The 16202-nt window shown below is 51.3% G+C and carries 13 protein-coding genes and 1 tRNA gene; 8 read left to right on the top strand and 6 right to left on the bottom strand.

What is annotated here, in order from left to right; genetic code table 11:
• Positions 1-2 precede the first annotated feature (2 nt).
• Together speE and speD are read right to left on the bottom strand one after the other, a co-directional pair.
• The gene (gene speE, locus ACYZZ0_RS20100; RefSeq protein ID WP_461538454.1) at positions 3-908 is read right to left on the bottom strand and encodes a polyamine aminopropyltransferase; all 906 of its coding nucleotides are present in this window, start codon (positions 906-908) and stop codon (positions 3-5) included.
• A complete protein-coding gene (speD, locus tag ACYZZ0_RS20095) occupies positions 905-1414 on the bottom strand; it encodes an adenosylmethionine decarboxylase (RefSeq protein WP_461538453.1) in 510 nt (169 codons plus the stop codon). The genes speE and speD overlap by 4 nt, the downstream gene beginning before the upstream one ends.
• Before the next feature lie 466 nt (positions 1415-1880).
• On the opposite strand from speD, the gene nhaA reads away from it, so the two are divergent.
• The 4 genes from nhaA (at position 1881) to ACYZZ0_RS20075 (ending at position 4992) form a co-directional block, all read left to right on the top strand.
• Positions 1881-3065: a Na+/H+ antiporter NhaA gene (gene nhaA, locus ACYZZ0_RS20090; RefSeq protein WP_461538452.1), complete on the top strand. Its 1185-nt coding sequence runs from the start codon at positions 1881-1883 to the stop codon at positions 3063-3065.
• Between the two features lie 143 nt (positions 3066-3208).
• Positions 3209-4261, top strand: coding sequence for a ferrochelatase (hemH, locus tag ACYZZ0_RS20085; protein ID WP_461538451.1), 1053 nt, complete (start codon positions 3209-3211; stop codon positions 4259-4261).
• Positions 4262-4363: 102 nt separating this feature from the next.
• Positions 4364-4451, top strand: a tRNA-Ser gene (locus ACYZZ0_RS20080).
• A 334-nt stretch (positions 4452-4785) separates the two neighbouring features.
• Entirely contained in the window at positions 4786-4992 is a 207-nt protein-coding gene (locus tag ACYZZ0_RS20075) for a cold-shock protein (RefSeq protein ID WP_461538450.1), read from the top strand.
• 93 nt (positions 4993-5085) lie between these two features.
• Here ACYZZ0_RS20075 and ACYZZ0_RS20070 read toward each other — a convergent pair whose 3' ends face one another.
• Positions 5086-5478: a MerR family transcriptional regulator gene (locus ACYZZ0_RS20070; protein ID WP_461538449.1), complete on the bottom strand. Its 393-nt coding sequence runs from the start codon at positions 5476-5478 to the stop codon at positions 5086-5088.
• A gap of 73 nt (positions 5479-5551) precedes the next feature.
• Between ACYZZ0_RS20070 and ACYZZ0_RS20065 the strand changes: the two genes are divergently transcribed.
• Together ACYZZ0_RS20065 and ushA are read left to right on the top strand one after the other, a co-directional pair.
• Positions 5552-6439 (top strand): oxidoreductase, encoded by an 888-nt coding sequence (locus ACYZZ0_RS20065; protein WP_461538448.1) that lies wholly within the window; start codon positions 5552-5554, stop codon positions 6437-6439.
• A 65-nt stretch (positions 6440-6504) separates the two neighbouring features.
• Entirely contained in the window at positions 6505-8118 is a 1614-nt protein-coding gene (gene ushA, locus ACYZZ0_RS20060) for a bifunctional UDP-sugar hydrolase/5'-nucleotidase UshA (RefSeq protein ID WP_461538447.1), read from the top strand.
• A gap of 74 nt (positions 8119-8192) precedes the next feature.
• Here ushA and ACYZZ0_RS20055 read toward each other — a convergent pair whose 3' ends face one another.
• The 3 genes from ACYZZ0_RS20055 to ACYZZ0_RS20045 form a co-directional block, all read right to left on the bottom strand.
• Complete coding sequence (locus tag ACYZZ0_RS20055; RefSeq protein ID WP_461538446.1) at positions 8193-9605, bottom strand: sodium-dependent transporter; 1413 nt, start codon at positions 9603-9605, stop codon at positions 8193-8195.
• Between the two features lie 111 nt (positions 9606-9716).
• Positions 9717-10916: an amino acid aminotransferase gene (locus ACYZZ0_RS20050; protein ID WP_461538445.1), complete on the bottom strand. Its 1200-nt coding sequence runs from the start codon at positions 10914-10916 to the stop codon at positions 9717-9719.
• Positions 10909-14433 carry an indolepyruvate ferredoxin oxidoreductase family protein gene (locus ACYZZ0_RS20045; RefSeq protein ID WP_461538444.1) on the bottom strand — a complete coding sequence of 1175 codons (3525 nt, stop codon included), beginning with the start codon at positions 14431-14433 and terminating at the stop codon, positions 10909-10911. Before ACYZZ0_RS20045 ends, ACYZZ0_RS20050 begins: the two co-directional genes overlap by 8 nt.
• Positions 14434-14714: 281 nt before the next feature.
• Here ACYZZ0_RS20045 and ACYZZ0_RS20040 point away from each other — a divergent pair, with 281 nt between their 5' ends.
• Both ACYZZ0_RS20040 and ACYZZ0_RS20035 read left to right on the top strand, forming a co-directional pair.
• The gene (locus ACYZZ0_RS20040; RefSeq protein WP_461538443.1) at positions 14715-15179 is read left to right on the top strand and encodes an Lrp/AsnC family transcriptional regulator; all 465 of its coding nucleotides are present in this window, start codon (positions 14715-14717) and stop codon (positions 15177-15179) included.
• Positions 15180-15254: 75 nt separating this feature from the next.
• Positions 15255-16187: a DMT family transporter gene (locus tag ACYZZ0_RS20035; RefSeq protein ID WP_461538442.1), complete on the top strand. Its 933-nt coding sequence runs from the start codon at positions 15255-15257 to the stop codon at positions 16185-16187.
• Positions 16188-16202: the final 15 nt, after the last annotated feature.

The raw sequence follows: 16202 nt of genomic DNA, 5'->3' as shown, positions 1-16202 counted from the left end.
GCTCAGTCACCTGCCTGCTGGGTATCAGCCATACCTGGCAGATCCAGTACATACTGTGGCAGGGCAAAGCTGCCAACGTGCACTGCCGGGGTATAGTAACGGCAACGCAGACCGGACTGCTCGAAGCGACGGCTAATCTCTTCAACCGACAACTGACGCAGCGCCGGATTATCTGTCGCCCATGCAAACGTCATTTGCCCACCAACATAAGTCGGCACCGCGGCAACGTAAAAAGACACATCGTCAAAATAAGGCTTTAACCGCTGCGCACTGACAGTCACCTCTTCCGGCTGCATAAACACGACGCCATTCTGGGCTACCAGAACACCACCTTCATTCAGGCAGCGTTTGCAGCCTTCATAGAACTCGCTGGTAAACAGGGCTTCACCCGGGCCAATCGGATCAGTACAGTCAGAAATAATGACGTCGAACTTGTCAGTGCTGTTTCGCACATAATCCAGCCCATCACTGATTACCAGATTCAGACGAGGATCGTCGTAGGCTCCGGCAGAATGATTCGGCAGGAACTCCCGGCACATATCCACAACCTGACGGTCAATTTCAACCTGGGTGATATGCTCAACAGATTCATGTCGGCATACTTCACGCAGCATTCCGCCATCACCACCACCGATAATCAGCACCCGCTTGGCATTTCCGTGCGCCAGCAGCGGCACATGGGTCAGCATTTCATGGTAGAAGAATTCGTCGGCTTCCGTCGTCTGGATAACACCGTCCAGTGCCATCACCCGACCAAACCGCTGGTTGTTGAAAATAACCAGATGCTGGTGTTCGGTGCGGTTTTCAAACAGCACCTCGTCCATACCAAAGAACTGACCGTAGATACCCTTGTAAAGGGATTCATCATAACGGCGGCTATCATTCGCCTGACTGTCAGTGTGACTCATTGTACTCCCTCCTGAACGATACCCCGCAGGTGCCGGCTGACATTCATTCGGCCCGGCATAAACATTTCTTCCAGTACACTCAGGGCTCTGGAAGGTACAGCATCACCACACATGAAAATATCAAAGGCCGCAAAGTTGCGTTCCGGCCAGGTGTGAACACTGATATGGGATTCAGCCAGCACTGCTACGCCGGAAATACCCCCTTCCGGTGTAAAGTGATGCAGGTGAATATGGAGCAGGGTTGCTCCGGCCACTTCGACCGAGCGACGCAGGGCCGATTCCATCTTTTCCAGATCATCCAGATATTTGGCATCCCAGAGATCAATAATCAGATGGGTACCGGCAAAAACCTTGCCGTCACGCACAACAAAATGATCCGGGGCCACTTCATGGTCCGGTGTCACTTCATGTCCAGTGGAAGTGTGGGGAGCGGAGATATCCTGAACAGGGTTGTCGGGATAGGGAGCTTCGTTTAGCGCAGCAGCAAGCGCACGATGTGTCTGCATTAAAATTTCCTTGAAATTTTACCGTGTAGTCCGGGGTTACAGGTGTTTCTGAGACCTGCACTCAATGCCCTCAGGCCACACGGGTATTACTCGAAAGACATAAAAACCTTGGTTGGGTTGTCTATAAAGAAGATGCGGTTTATACCGGATTGATTAGTAAATGCAACTGCTCGCAACTAACGATTTTGTAATATCAAATGACGCTTACCGTGCCTTCCGCACAGCCGTAACGGAATAACGAAAAGTCTTCGAGTCCTGCTATCAAGGGGGTTTCAACAATCTGTATTAATGTCTGCCGTTTCCAATCGGTCAGCCTGCTTTTGTAACCGGTGTAGCCTTACTGTAGCGGCCAATCGTAACAATTTAGGTATTTACCCCTCCCCCCGAATCATCGAAACTGTCACTTGTACAGGGCAGGCAATAACAAATACACTGCCTCTTCGATTTTTATTCAGGAGTAGATTCTTTGACCGCCTTTCAGCGATTTTTAAAGCTTGAATCTGCAGGGGGCATTTTACTTGCTGCTGCATCTCTGCTGGCTCTGATCGTTGCCAATACACCGCTGGTTTCCTGGTACGATCTGCTGCTGCATTCCAAGCTGGAGATTTCTTTCGCCGATTACGGCATCGATAAAAGCCTGTTGCACTGGATCAATGACTTCCTGATGGCGATCTTCTTTCTGACCATCGGTCTCGAAGTCAAACGGGAATTCGTTTCAGGCGAGCTGTCCAGCCCCTCCCAGGTAGTTCTGCCGGCTATCGCCGCAGTTGCCGGCATGGTGGTTCCGGCCATGATCTACGCCTTTATGAATCAGCATGACCCTGAAGCACTCAGTGGCTGGGCGATTCCGGCGGCAACTGATATTGCCTTTGCCCTCGGGGTACTGGCACTGCTGGGCAAACGGGTACCGACCAGCCTGAAAGTATTCCTGCTGGCACTGGCGATCATTGATGACCTCGGCGCGATTATTATCATCGCCCTGTTCTATACCAACGACCTCTCCCAGACTTCACTGATTCTGGCAGGAATCTGCCTCAGTATTCTGGCCTTCATGAACTATAAAGGTGTCACTCGCCTCACACCGTTCATGCTGGTCGGTACTATTATGTGGGTCTGTGTACTCAAGTCAGGCGTTCACGCAACGCTGGCAGGTGTCTGTCTCGGACTGCTGATTCCGATGGAAGGAAGCAAACCCGGTCACTCACCGGCCGAGCACCTGGAACACGAACTGCACCCCTGGGTCGCTTTCTTTATTCTTCCGGTATTTGCTTTTGCCAACGCAGGGGTGACCCTGGACAGTGCTCAGCTGGAGAACATGTTCGGTCCGGTACCTCTGGGGATTCTGGCAGGCCTGTTTATCGGCAAGCCGCTGGGTGTGTTTGGCAGTGCCTGGATCACCATCAAACTGGGGCTGGCCCGACTGCCTTCCGGCAGTAACTGGCTGCAACTTTATGGTATCTCGCTGTTGTGTGGTGTCGGCTTTACCATGAGTATGTTTGTGGGCGGCCTTGCCTTTACCGACACGGCTTATATGCAGGCTGACCGGATTGGTATCCTGCTGGGCTCGATACTCTCAGCAGTAGTGGGTTATCTGGTACTGGACTATAGCGCCCGCCGCAAGGAAAAAGCTCAGGCAGTATCTGCCAGATAACACTATCAGGCTTCTGCCACGGAGCTGCCTTCTATAACGGGGAAATCTCCCTGTAAAAACCCAGCCGGAGTAGTTTATACTCCGGCTGCCTCCTGACCCATTATAAAACGTCTTATAACCTTGCAGACCAGCCGAGAAAAACCATGCCTGCACCGGAAGCCATGTCATCCTCCACTTCGTCCCTTCAGCGCCGCGGTGTACTACTGGTTAACCTGGGTTCACCGGACTCGACTTCTGTTCCGGATGTCCGTCGCTATCTGAACCAGTTCCTGATGGACCGCTATGTGATCGATCTGCCCTGGTTACTGCGGCGCTTTATTGTCAGTGCCTTCGTACTGCCCAAGCGGCCACAGGAATCTGCTGAAGCCTATGCTTCCATCTGGACACCGGAAGGCTCTCCCCTGAAAGTAAACAGCCAGAAGCTGACCGATAAGCTGCAACAGCAAACTGATCTCCCGGTTCGACTGGCCATGCGTTACGCCAGCCCGGATATGGAAACCGAGTTGACAGCACTGGCCCGTCAACCCGGTATTGAAGAAATCCTGCTGTTGCCCCTGTATCCGCACTACGCCATGTCGACAGTAAAAACTGTGGTTGAAGAAGCACAGCGTATCATCAGCAAGCACCAGTTAAATGTGCAGCTGAAAGTGCAGCCAGTGTTTTACGATGACAAAGACTATATAGAAGCACTGGTAGAAAGTGCCCGCCCGTGGCTGGAGCAACCTTATGACCACCTGCTGTTCAGCTATCACGGTTTGCCCGAGCGTCATCTTAAGAAAGATGATCCTACCGGCAGTCACTGCCTGTCTTCACAGGATTGTTGCCAGCGCAGTTCCACTGCACATCCCACCTGCTACAGGCACCAGATTTACCGCACGACTGCTGAATTTGTTGAAAGAGCCGAGATTCCGGTAGATCGCTACTCTGTTGCATTTCAATCCAGGCTGGGACGTGACAAATGGCTTGAGCCCTACACCGAGCCCCAGTTACAGGAACTTGCCGCCAACGGAGTGAAGAACCTGCTGGTAATCTGCCCGGCCTTCGTAGCTGACTGTATCGAGACGCTGGAAGAGATCGGAATTCGCGGTCAGGAAGTATTTCAGGAAGCTGGCGGCGAAAAGCTGACTCTGATCCCCTGCCTCAATGATCATCCCATGTGGGTGAATACGATTCAGAGCTGGATCGAAAAGCCCTGAATGATTGCTCACTATTTTTGACTCAGGTGTTGCTATCTTACTGATCCTGTTATAAATTACGCCGCGTCCTGAGGCAGCAACCACTGCCCCGGATCAAAACTTGGTGAGGTGTCCGAGTGGCCGAAGGAGCACGCCTGGAAAGTGTGTATACGGAAACGTATCGAGGGTTCGAATCCCTCCCTCACCGCCATATCAGAAAAGCCCGATTCATATGAATCGGGCTTTTTTTGTTTTTCTCCCCGCCAAATCTGATCAAAACCCGCTAAACTTCGTATCTTCCGCTCCAGACAAGTGCAATAAGACAAAAAAAAGAGTGAACTACTCATAGCATTCACGCTCACAACTTATATAATAAGCCCCATGTTAAAAGTGCTTTATTATTTATGTACCGGTTCAGATTATCTGAATCAGAATGCTTGGGTGTAGTAGCCCGTCCTGCGTTTCATAAGCAATAACAAAACTTCTAGCACCACCGCCTTGCGTTTGCGAGGTGTTATTCATGTTTAAAATTCAGGATGACGATTATGTCTACTACTACCGGTACCGTTAAGTGGTTCAACGAAGAGAAAGGTTTTGGTTTCATCGCTCAGGACAACGGTCCTGACGTATTTGCCCACTTCCGTCAGATCGTTGGCGACGGCTTCAAGACCCTGGCTGAAGGCCAAAAGGTTAAGTTCACTGTAACTCAGGGCCAGAAAGGTCCTCAGGCAGAGAACATCGAAGCTCTGTAATTCAGATGCTTTGTGAATCCGGCACCCGTTAGCGGTTAGAGTCGGATTACAGTTTCACCTTTCAGGTGAACAAAAAGGGTAATGCATATTGCATTACCCTTTTTTATTATCTTCCGAAAAGCAGTCACCTGCCTGCTTCTGGTGCAGATAATCGATTTTTTCTGATATTTGCCTGTGCGTCTGCAGGGCACACTCAAGAACATCTTCAATCCTTTTCTTCTGCTCCAGCAGCACTTGCAACGCCTCCACTTTAGACATTTCTTTCGCCATAAAAGCATCCAGCAATGGCGCAATATCTTTCAGGGTAAAACCAATAGCCTGCCCCTGCTTTATAAGCTGCAGGCGCCTGACCGTTTCATCCGGAAAATCACGATACTGGCGGCTACCTGCCTGAACGGGCTTGGAATAAATCAGCCCCAGTGACTCATAGTGACGCACCAGGGCTTTTGACACTTGAGCCTGACGGCAAAGTTCGCTGACTTTCACAAGTTATCTCTTGACTGAGCGGTATAGGTCACAGTTTACACTGCGACCCTGAATAGCAGACAGGAGAATGCTAATGCTTTGCAAAAAGTGGACAGCAGCCGATATGCCGGATTTGTCCGGTAAAGTCGCAATAGTGACGGGTGCCAATACCGGACTCGGATATAAAACCAGTCTTGAGCTTGCACGCAAGGGTGCGCACGTTGTCATGACAGCCCGCAATATCAACAAAGGTCAGCAGGCGATAGAGCAGATTCAGACACAATTTCCCGGGGCAAAGCTTTGCCTGCTTCAGCTGGATCTGACCGACACAAATACAATTGCTACATTCGCTGCAGAACTTAGCAACAGATTCAGTTCTCTGGATTTACTGATCTGTAATGGCGGTGTAGTTAATCTGGAAACCCGGATGCAGACTTCCCGCGGGTATGAAATGCACTTTGCTACCAACCACCTCGGTCACTTTGCGCTTACACAGGCTTTGCTCCCCCTGCTGGATAAAGCTGAAAAAGCCAGAGTTGTTGTGGTCTCAAGTGGTGGATATGCCTTTGGAGATCTCGACTTCGATGACCTGCACTGGCAACACAGACCCTACAACCGGGTAAAAGTATACGGCACCAGTAAACTCGCCAATTTACTGTTTGTCCACCAGCTCAATAAACAACTTGCCAACAGCAATTCGTCAACCATTGCCGTAAGTGCTCATCCGGGACTTACTGCATCCGAACGCCAGCAAGCAGAAGGCGTCGGAGGTTGTTTATCAAAATGGCTGGCATCACCGCTTGATACAGGGGTAAAGCCTCAACTTTATGCTGCTACGGCACCTGATGTTAAAGCTGGCCAGTACTATGGGCCGCGTTTTGGACTACGCGGGTCACCGGCAGCCAAATCTCTCAAGCCTGTAGCCACCGATGACACTGCAGCCAAACGACTATGGCAAATATCGACAGCTTTGCTTCAGTAGTCGGTTTCTGCAAAGAGCACCTAAACTAAGCACTCGCTCTGTAACCGGTACCCCGGAGGTTCAAGATGCGGGTGTTCAACCTATTTCGCTACGCATGGTTAATCGTTTGTATTGCGCTGTTATCGGCCTGTAGTTCCGAGCCGGTAAAAGACTCATCGAAATCGAAGCTGTGTGATGGCAAGGTGCATCGACTGACAGTCCTGCATACCAATGACAACCATGGTCACTTCTGGCGCAACCATCGTGGTGAAGGCGGTATGGCCGCCCGTAAAACCCTGGTCGACCAGATCAGAAAAGAAGTTGAGGCAGAAGGCGGTGCAGTGATACTGCTATCCGGCGGCGATATCAATACCGGTGTTCCCTCTTCAGACCTGCTCGATGCACTGCCTGATATCAAGGGCATGAATCTGATCGGCTACGATGCATCCGCCGTGGGCAATCATGAATTCGATAACCCGCTGCCGATCCTGATGCAGCAGGCCAAATGGGCAGAATTTCCTCTTCTCGCAGCCAATATCTATCGGCGGGATAACGGCCAGCGACTGTTCAAACCCTACACCATTCTCACAGCAGGTGATTTGAAAGTAGCGGTTATTGGTCTCACGACCCTTGATACAGTCACTACCTCCAATCCGGATGTGGTCAAGGATCTGGATTTTCGTGACCCGGTCACCGAAGCTACAGCACTAATGCCCGAGCTGCAGAAACAGGCCGATATTGTGATTGCCGCAACCCATCTGGGCTGGTACTTCCGTGGAGAACATGGTGTTAATGCGCCCGGTGATTACCGGCTGGCCAATGAAGTCGATGGTGTTGATGTTATTGCCGGCGGCCATTCCCAGGATCCGCTATTCCGTCCCGATATCAAAAATTCCACCTATATCATGCAGGCGTTTGAATGGGGCAAGTATGTTGGCCGGGCTGACTTTATTTACCGTGACGGCATTCTCAAGCTGACCGAATACCGGCTGGTCCCGGTCAACCTGAAAGAAAAAGTAATTCGGGACGGCAAGAAAACTTATGTCTATATCGACAAGCAGATTCCCGAAGATCCTGAAATGCTCGATCTGCTGATGCCTTACCAGCAGAAAGGGGAAGAGCGGCTCAGCGTTAAAGTAGGCTCAACCAATGCCCGGCTACCCGGAGATCGCGCCGAAGTCCGGTTTCATGAAACAGCACTGGGCCGACTGATTGCTATGGCCCAGATGGAACGCACCGGGGCTGATCTGGCGGTTATAAACAGTGGAGGTATTCGAGCCAGTATTCCCGAAGGCGATATCACCTACCGCGATGTTCTGAAAGTGCAGCCCTTCTCCAATCAGGTCAGTTACTATGAACTGTCTGGCAAGGACCTGAAAAACTATCTGCAGGTTATCGGCAGTATGCCACCGGACAGCGGCGCTTTTGCTCACTTTGCTGGTGTCACCATGACGGTGGAAGACGGTATGCTGAAAAAATTGCTGGTTGGCGGCAAGAAAGTTGATGACAATAAAACCTACCGCATGGCAGTAAACAGCTTCTCTGCTTCCGGGGGAGATGGTTATCCGAAGATTGAGGATAAACCCGGATTTATTAATACCGGCTATATCGATGCCGAAGTCCTGAAGGAATACATTCAGAAAAACTCTCCTATTGATGTTAAAAAATATGCACCCAAGGGAGAAGTAAAGCGTTATTGAGATGATTTTCTAATGAAAAGCCCTCTGACATTGCCTGTATGTCAGAGGGCTTTTGCATTATCTGAACCTGACAATTAAAACAGATTATAGATAAACACAATCGCCACAGCAGCCGGAGTCAAAAAGCGCAGGGTAAAAATCAGGCTGTCGTATAAAACGCCATCACCCAGACCTAACTGTTCCTTAACCACCTTACGGCTCATAAACCAGCCGGCAAACACTGCAAGGCACAGTCCGCTCAGCGGCATAATCAGATTCGCGGTGAGGTAATCCAGAATATCGAAGATGGTCTTGCCTTCGAATACCGGAATAAACGCCAGCGGATAGAACTCGGCCCACTCGTTAAAAGACAGTACGGTTCCAATACCCATAATCCAGGCCAGTGCGCCCAGCACAATTGTCGCCTTCATCCGGTTAAAACCCTGGCGCTCTTCCAGCCATTCAACCGTAGGCTCCAGCATGGAAATAGCAGAAGTCAGGGCGGCAATCACCAGCAGGGCAAAGAACAGTGTGCCGAAGAACACGCCGCCTGCCATTTTTCCGAAAGCCAGTGGCAGGGTCTGGAAAATCAGCCCCGGGCCAGCTCCGGGCTCCAGTCCATTGGCAAATACCAGCGGGAAAATCGCCAGACCAGCCAGCAAAGCTACACCGGTATCAACAACGGAAATGGTCACCGCTGTCTTAACAATCGGCACATCTTTGGGCAGGAACGAGCCATAGGCAAACATAACCCCGACACCGATACTCAAAGTGAAGAAAGCATGACCCAGTGCACTCAGTACCGCTTCGGTAGACAGCTTGCTGAAATCAGCAGCAAACAGAAACTCGATTCCGGCATAAAAATGGTCTGTGCTCGCGGCATACCCCACCATTACCAGCAATAACAGAAACAGCAGCGGCATCAGAATATTGATTGCCTTTTCCATACCGGATTTCAGGCCACGGGCCACAATCATCACGACAGCCAGCATAAATACACTGTGCCACATGAAAAGCTGCCACGGGTTACTCAGCAGACCACCAAATATACTGCCTATCTCATCACTGCTGGCACCGGCAAAACTGCTGTTCGCCGCTTCCCCCACATAACTGACGGCCCAGCCACCAATCACGGAATAAAAGGTAAGAATCAAAAACGAGGCAGAAACCCCCAGCCACCCCAGACCAACCCAGTGACGGCTTAGACCCTCTTTCTTAACCAGCCACTGCATGGTTCGAATAGGACTGCCGCCGCCCCAGCGACCGATCATCACTTCGGCAATCAAAATCGGCAGACCAACAATGGCAATACACAGCAGGTACACCAGAACAAACGCGCCCCCGCCGTTTTCTCCGGTGATGTAAGGAAACTTCCAGATATTACCGAGCCCGACAGCAGAGCCGCTGGCAGCCAGAATAAAAGCCAGCCGCGACGACCACATCGGATTACCTGCACGCGCATCTGCAGATTCAGACACACCGCCCCCGGAGTGTGCTACTTCACTCATATTATTCCCTGATTTTTGTTTTTAGGTGCTGCGCTTTGCAGCTGAAGATATTCAGGCAGGTTGCTGTCGGTCATCCCGACCGACAGCATTTATCAAACAGTTATGACCGGCTTACGCCTTCAATACCTGAGTGACAGAGTTTACAAAGTAATCAATATTGTTTTCGCTCAGACCAGCAATATTGATTCGGCTGGAATCAACCATGTAGATGCTGAAGTCCTTTTTCAACTGATGAACCTGCGCCGGGTTAATACCCAGGAACGAGAACATACCACTTTGCTGCTGAATGAAGCCGAAGTCACGATCGATACCGGAAGCAACAAACTTGTCAACCACTGCACCACGCAGGAAGTGAATCCGCTGACGCATGGCAGCCAGTTCGTCCTGCCATACAGTGGTCAGTTCATCGCTGGCCAGAATCAGATCAACTACAGATGCACCGTGTGACGGTGGCATGGAGTAGCAGCCACGGATGATACTGAACAGGCGGCTGGCAGCAACCGCAGCCTGATCGGCATTGGCAGACAACAGCATTACAGCACCGGTACGCTCACGGTACAGGCCGAAGTTCTTGGAGCAGGATGCGGTAATAACCAGTTCCGGCATTTTCTCAGCCATCAGGCGTACACCGTAGGCATCTTCATCCAGACCGTCACCCAGGCCCTGATAGGCAATATCGATAAACGGCAGCAGACCTTTACGCAGACACAGCTCGGTTACCTGTTGCCACTGCTCCTGATTCAGGTCAGCACCACTGGGGTTATGGCAGCAGCCGTGCAACAGCACGATATCACCGGCTTTAGCTTCGGATTCCAGCTTGTCCATCATGGCATCAAAACGAATGCCACAGTTTTCATAGTCGTAGTAAGGGTACTCAACTGTTTCCAGACCAGCGCTGTTCAGCAGCGGGTGGTGGTTGGCCCAGCTGGGGTCACTCAGCCATACCTTGTTACCCGGCTTGCACAGGTTCAGGAATTCAGCGGCCATGCGCAGTGCACCGCAACCACCTGGAGTCTGGGCTACAGTCAGACGACCACTTTCCAGTACCGGGTTATCGCTGCCCATCAGCAACTTAGCCATGCTGCTGTTAAAGCCGGCATTACCGGCCGGGGCAACATAGGTCTTGGTGTTTTCGGTTTCCAGCAGAATACGCTCGGCACGGTCTACCGCCTGCATAATCGGGGTAGCGCCCTGAGCATCCTTGTAGACACCGACCCCCAGATCAATTTTCTGCGGGTTATTATCCTGACGCTGTTCAGCCAGCAGTCGCAAAATCGGGTCCGGTGGCAGGGCAGTCAGATGTTCAAACATTAACAACTTCCTCTATCGTTTTCGTTCTCGAGGCTGATTGTACAGATGGTTGCTCAAAACGCTGTAACAATATGTTCTGGCGTGCTTCTGCCTGCCCGGCTGACTTCTCCCTGACCGGTCCGAAGCCTCTGATTTCTGCCGGGATATTGGCCAGCTCAATAGCGGTCTGGTAATTATCCTGGCTCAGCTCGGTGATCAGCTTGCGCAGCAACTCCTGATAGGAGGCCAGCAACTGGCGATCCAGCTTCCGGTCGGCACTGTGCTTGAACGGATCAAGGGCTGATCCGCGCAATCCTTTCATGCCCGCCAGTACTTTCAGCGATTTCAGCATACCCGGACCGAACCGGCGTTTTACCGGACGGCCACGGCCGTCCAATTTACCATTGAATATGGGCGGAGCCATATAGAAATTGAGTTTGTAATCGCCTTCGAAGGTTTCTTCGACCTGTTTTAGGAAGTCTGTCTGGGTATAGAGCCTTGCAACTTCATATTCATCCTTGTAGCTCATCAGTCGGAACAGCTGGCGTACTGCGGCCTGAGTCAGCGGCAGACTCTCATCGTGCCCAGCTACTTTTTGTTCTGCAGCCTGCACATCCGCAATCAGCTTGCTGTAGCCATTGGCCCACTGTTGATTCTGGTAATCAGTCAGATAGCTGACATTACGGGTCAGTCGTTGATCCAGTGTCAGTTCCCGGGAAACTTTCGGTTCATCCTGCAGCGCTTCATTCACAAAGGCCCGGTTGGCAGCTGCCAGACGGCCCCAGCCAAAGGCCTGCTTGTTCTTTTCAATAGCAACACCGTTCAGCTCGATGGCACGCATCAGTGCACTATGAGAAACCGGCACCAGACCACGCTGCCAGGCAAAGCCCAGCACCATAACGTTGGAGAATACGGTATCACCCAGCAGTTTTTCGGCCATATGGTTGGCATGCAGGGTTGTCATCAGGTCTTCGGTACCCAGCGCTTCGCCCAGCAGTTTCAGACGACGATCTGAGTCCATATCCGCATCGCGGTACAGTACATAATCCGCTGTCGGCAGCTCTGCCCGGTTTACGACGGCTTTTGTATGCTCCTTGCGCAGGGTGCTTAGAGCCTTGTCAGAAGTGGAAACCACCAGATCACAACCGATCAGGGCATCCGCACCACCGTGGTCAATACGCAGCTGGTTCAACTTAGCCGGACTGGAGGCCAGACGCAGATAACTCAGCACCATACCGCCCTTCTGGGCAAAACCCATAAAGTCGAGCACAGTAGCGCCTTTCCCTTCGAGATGCGCCGCCATAGTGATCAACTGACCGACGGTAACAACACCGGTACCACCCACACCACCGACCAGCAGGCTGTAACTGTTATTCAGTGGCTGGTGCAATGGTGAAGCCAGTGCATCAAGCTGCTGCTGGAAAGCATTACCGGTACCAATCCCTTGTTTCTTCTTCAGGTCTCCGCCTTCAATGGTGACAAAGCTGGGGCAGAAACCATCCACACAGGAGAAATCCTTGTTACAGCTGGACTGGTCAATCTGGCGTTTACGACCCAGTTCGGTCTCTTTGGGGACTACGGACAGACAGTTGGACTGTACCGAGCAGTCACCACACCCTTCACACACATGATGGTTAATGAAGGCGCGACGCGCAGGGTTCGGGAACTGGCCACGCTTGCGACGGCGACGTTTTTCCGAGGCGCAGGTCTGATCATAAATCAGTACAGTGACGCCCTTGATTTCACGCAGCTCACGCTGAACAGGGTCAAGCGCATCCCTGTGCTTGAAGGTTACACCTGCGGGGAACAGGTTCTCGTGACCTTTATATTTTTCCGGCTCATCCGACATCACGATGACTTTGCGAGCCCCTTCTGCAGTTACCTGCTGGGCAATCATCGGTACCGTAATCTGGCCATCTACCGGCTGGCCACCGGTCATGGCTACCGCATCGTTAAACAGAATCTTGTAGGTGATATTGATACCAGACGCGACGGCCTGACGAATCGCCAGCGAGCCGGAATGGAAATAGGTGCCTTCACCCAGGTTCTGGAAAATATGTCCATTACCAATAAACGGTGCCTTACCGGCCCAGTTCACACCTTCACCACCCATCTGGATCAGAGAACTGGTGTCACGTCCCATCCATGACGCCATAAAGTGACAGCCAATACCGGCCAGCGCCTTACTGCCTTCCGGCACCTTGGTCGAGCGGTTATGCGGACAGCCGGAACAGAAATACGGCAGACGACGAACATTACCCGGATCAGAAATACAGTGTCCGGTAATACCAATCGCTTTCAGCTCTTCGGTCAGATCCAGATCGAACAGTCGCTTCAGACGACCGGCAATAAAAGGTGCCAGCAGGCTCGGACTCAGCTCGCCAACATAGGGAATCAGCGGATCACCGATTTCATTCTGCTTGCCGGTAATCAGCACTTCGCCGGGACGGTCCGGCTCGGACATGGCTTCCTTGATCTGGCTCTCGATAATGCCGCGCTTCTCTTCGATAACCAGCACTTCGTCCTTGTCATGGACAAAATCAAGAATGCCCTGTTTTTCCAGCGGCCAGACCATGCCCACCTTATAAATGGCAATGCCTAGCTCAGCGGCTTTATTCTCATCAATACCCAGCTGATCCAGCGCTTCCATCAGGTCGAGATGGCCTTTACCGGTGCTGACAATACCAAACCGGGCTTTCGGATTATCCCAGATCTTTTTATCAATCGGGTTAGCACGAGCAAAAGCCTGAACTGCAGCCAGCTTGTGCTCGATCCGGGTTTCCAGCTGCGGCCCCGGCAGGTCAGGCCAGCGGTAATGCAGACCATCAGCCGGTGCTTCGAAGTCTTCAGGAATCGTAAATTCAGGCAGCGGTTTCAGCTCAACAGAAGCCGCACTTTCAACGGTTTCCGAGATGGCCTTGAAACCAACCCACATGCCACTGAAACGGGACAGGGCAAAGCCCCACAGGCCAAAGTCCTGATATTCACTGACAGATGCCGGATTAATCGTCGGCATAAACCACGACATAAAAGCGACATCGGATTGATGCGGCATAGAGGAAGAAACACAGCCATGGTCATCGCCGGCTACTACCAGCACACCCCCATTGGGAGAGCTACCATAGGTATTACCATGTTTCAGAGCATCACCGGCACGGTCAACACCCGGGCCCTTGCCATACCAGATACCAAATACACCATCGACGGTCTTATCCGGGTCTGTTTCAACCTGCTGGGAACCCAGCACCATGGTGGCACCCAGTTCTTCATTAATGGCTGGTTTGAATTCAATATTATGTTCGTCCAGCAGCTTGCCGGCCCGCCACAGCTCCTGGTCATAGCCACCCAGCGGTGAGCCACGGTAGCCACTGATCAAGCCGGCAGTATTGCGCCCGTCGCGGCGATCCACCAGCTGCTGCATCATGGGAATACGCACCAGAGCCTGGGTACCGGTCAGGAAAACACGGCCCTCTGTGCGTTTATAGCGATCTTCAAGACGATAATCGTCAAGGGAGGTTTGCTCGCCCTTCATGGCCATCTCTCGTTTTTTATTCGTTATTGTCTGAGTACGACGTTTATTATTGCTGTACAGCTGTTATTTATTTCCAGTCACGAATCTTGTGTTCATGTACTGCAATCTCAACCGCATCAAGTGCTTTTTATCAGTCTGTACAGCTTCATCTGCTAGCGTCGTCTGGCCGCTATTTTATGAATAAAAAGCTGAAAGGTGCTTGCAAATTAGATTGCCATACACCACTCAAAAGAAATATTCTTGCGCCAGATCAAAAACAACAAAATAACCTTTCATAAAAGCTGAACATGATGACTCTTGACTCCTTTGACCATCGCATTTTGTCGCTGCTGCAGCAAGATGGTCGCATCAGTAACCAGCAACTGGCTGATAAGGTCGGCCTGTCGTCCGCAGCCTGCTGGCGCCGGGTTAAATCGTTGGAACAACAGGGCACTATTCAGCGCTATGCCGCACTGGTTAATGCTGAACATCTCGAAAAGGGATTATGCGTCATGCTGATGGTATCCCTGAGCAAACACTCGCCGACCCATCAGGCCGAACTGGAAAACTCAGTAAAGAAATGTCCGCATGTCCTGCAGTGTTATGCCGTATCAGGCAATGCCGATTACATCCTGCGAATTCAGGTGAAGGATATGAAGGCCTATGAACAGTTTCTGCAGGAGTACATCTTCCCGCTGGAAGGGGTTGCCCAGGTTAATTCCAACTTTACGATGCGGGAAATAAAGCACGAGACCGCCATTATTGCAGAATAACAACACAGCGAGGTATTGACCTGTCTACAGGTTCAGGCTTGAGAATAGCGCTTCAAAACAGAGCCGGGGCAGGCAATGAACAATGATTTCACGGTCATTCGGCCGTTACATACACGCTTGAGAGATTATTTTTTTGAAGCGCTATCTCCCACTGCAAGAGGCGTCATTCTGGCACTGGTTTCAACAGCGCTGTTTACCATTACCGGGGTTATTGTTCGTCTGCTGAGTGAGCGGATTGATGTATTCCAGATTTTATTTTTCAGACAGCTGGTCTTTATTACCCTGCTGACTCCCGCCATGTACGGGGCTATGGACAAGTTGCTAAAACCACAACTGATACGGTTACATCTGTTCAGAATTGCAGGAGCATTTGCCGCACTTTACCTTGGCTTCGTTTGTATCAGTAATATTCCACTGGCTGACGCAACAGCACTGGGTTTTATGCAGGTGTTGTTTGTAGCGTTGATTTCCCAGGTATTCCTTTCTGAATCGGTGGGTAAAGGCCGGATGTTTACTATCGTCGCAGGCTTTGCCGGCGTTATGCTGGTTGTCCGCCCGGAGTTTGCCAATCCATCATCTATCTATATTCTCGCCGGTCTTGGAGGCGCTCTGGGAGCAGCTGTAGCCGTTGTTTGCGTTCGACGGATGGCTCAAACCGAATCCAGAGTCGTTATGCTGGCTTATCAGGCTGTATTCGTAGGATTGATCGCACTGATTCCCAGTATTTCGCTATGGCAATGGCCAACTGTTTATGAGCTGTTGTTACTCACCGCAGTCGGTGTAATTTCTTCTGTGGCCCAGTGGGTTGGTGTCACCGCTTACCGTGAAGGTGAAGCGAACATTGTCGCCAATGTTGAATATGTAAAAATGATTTATTCCATTTTACTGGGGTACTGGTTATTTGCAGAAGTGCCTGACCTGCTTGCAGTGATCGGGGCGGCCATAATTATTGCCAGTGCACTGATTCCTTTTGCATTGGGGCTTTTGAAAAGGAAAAGTCAGAGCTGACACCCTGACTTTTTC

It is taken from the genome of Spongorhabdus nitratireducens (assembly GCA_947387575.1).
Taxonomy (GTDB): Bacteria; Pseudomonadota; Gammaproteobacteria; order Pseudomonadales; family Endozoicomonadaceae; genus CANDOC01.
This window is presented reverse-complemented; position numbering and strand designations above follow the sequence as displayed.

What these genes read in the sequence shown, in the direction of transcription:
- speE (WP_461538454.1), bottom strand. Translation starts at nt 908, where the DNA reads ATGAGTCACACTGACAGTCAGGCGAATGATAGCCGCCGTTATGATGAA.
- speD (WP_461538453.1), bottom strand. Translation starts at nt 1,414, where the DNA reads ATGCAGACACATCGTGCGCTTGCTGCTGCGCTAAACGAAGCTCCCTAT.
- hemH (WP_461538451.1), top strand. Translation starts at nt 3,209, where the DNA reads ATGCCTGCACCGGAAGCCATGTCATCCTCCACTTCGTCCCTTCAGCGC.
- ACYZZ0_RS20075 (WP_461538450.1), top strand. Translation starts at nt 4,786, where the DNA reads ATGTCTACTACTACCGGTACCGTTAAGTGGTTCAACGAAGAGAAAGGT.
- ACYZZ0_RS20065 (WP_461538448.1), top strand. Translation starts at nt 5,552, where the DNA reads ATGCTTTGCAAAAAGTGGACAGCAGCCGATATGCCGGATTTGTCCGGT.
- ushA (WP_461538447.1), top strand. Translation starts at nt 6,505, where the DNA reads ATGCGGGTGTTCAACCTATTTCGCTACGCATGGTTAATCGTTTGTATT.
- ACYZZ0_RS20055 (WP_461538446.1), bottom strand. Translation starts at nt 9,605, where the DNA reads ATGAGTGAAGTAGCACACTCCGGGGGCGGTGTGTCTGAATCTGCAGAT.
- ACYZZ0_RS20050 (WP_461538445.1), bottom strand. Translation starts at nt 10,916, where the DNA reads ATGTTTGAACATCTGACTGCCCTGCCACCGGACCCGATTTTGCGACTG.
- ACYZZ0_RS20045 (WP_461538444.1), bottom strand. Translation starts at nt 14,433, where the DNA reads ATGGCCATGAAGGGCGAGCAAACCTCCCTTGACGATTATCGTCTTGAA.
- ACYZZ0_RS20040 (WP_461538443.1), top strand. Translation starts at nt 14,715, where the DNA reads ATGATGACTCTTGACTCCTTTGACCATCGCATTTTGTCGCTGCTGCAG.
- ACYZZ0_RS20035 (WP_461538442.1), top strand. Translation starts at nt 15,255, where the DNA reads ATGAACAATGATTTCACGGTCATTCGGCCGTTACATACACGCTTGAGA.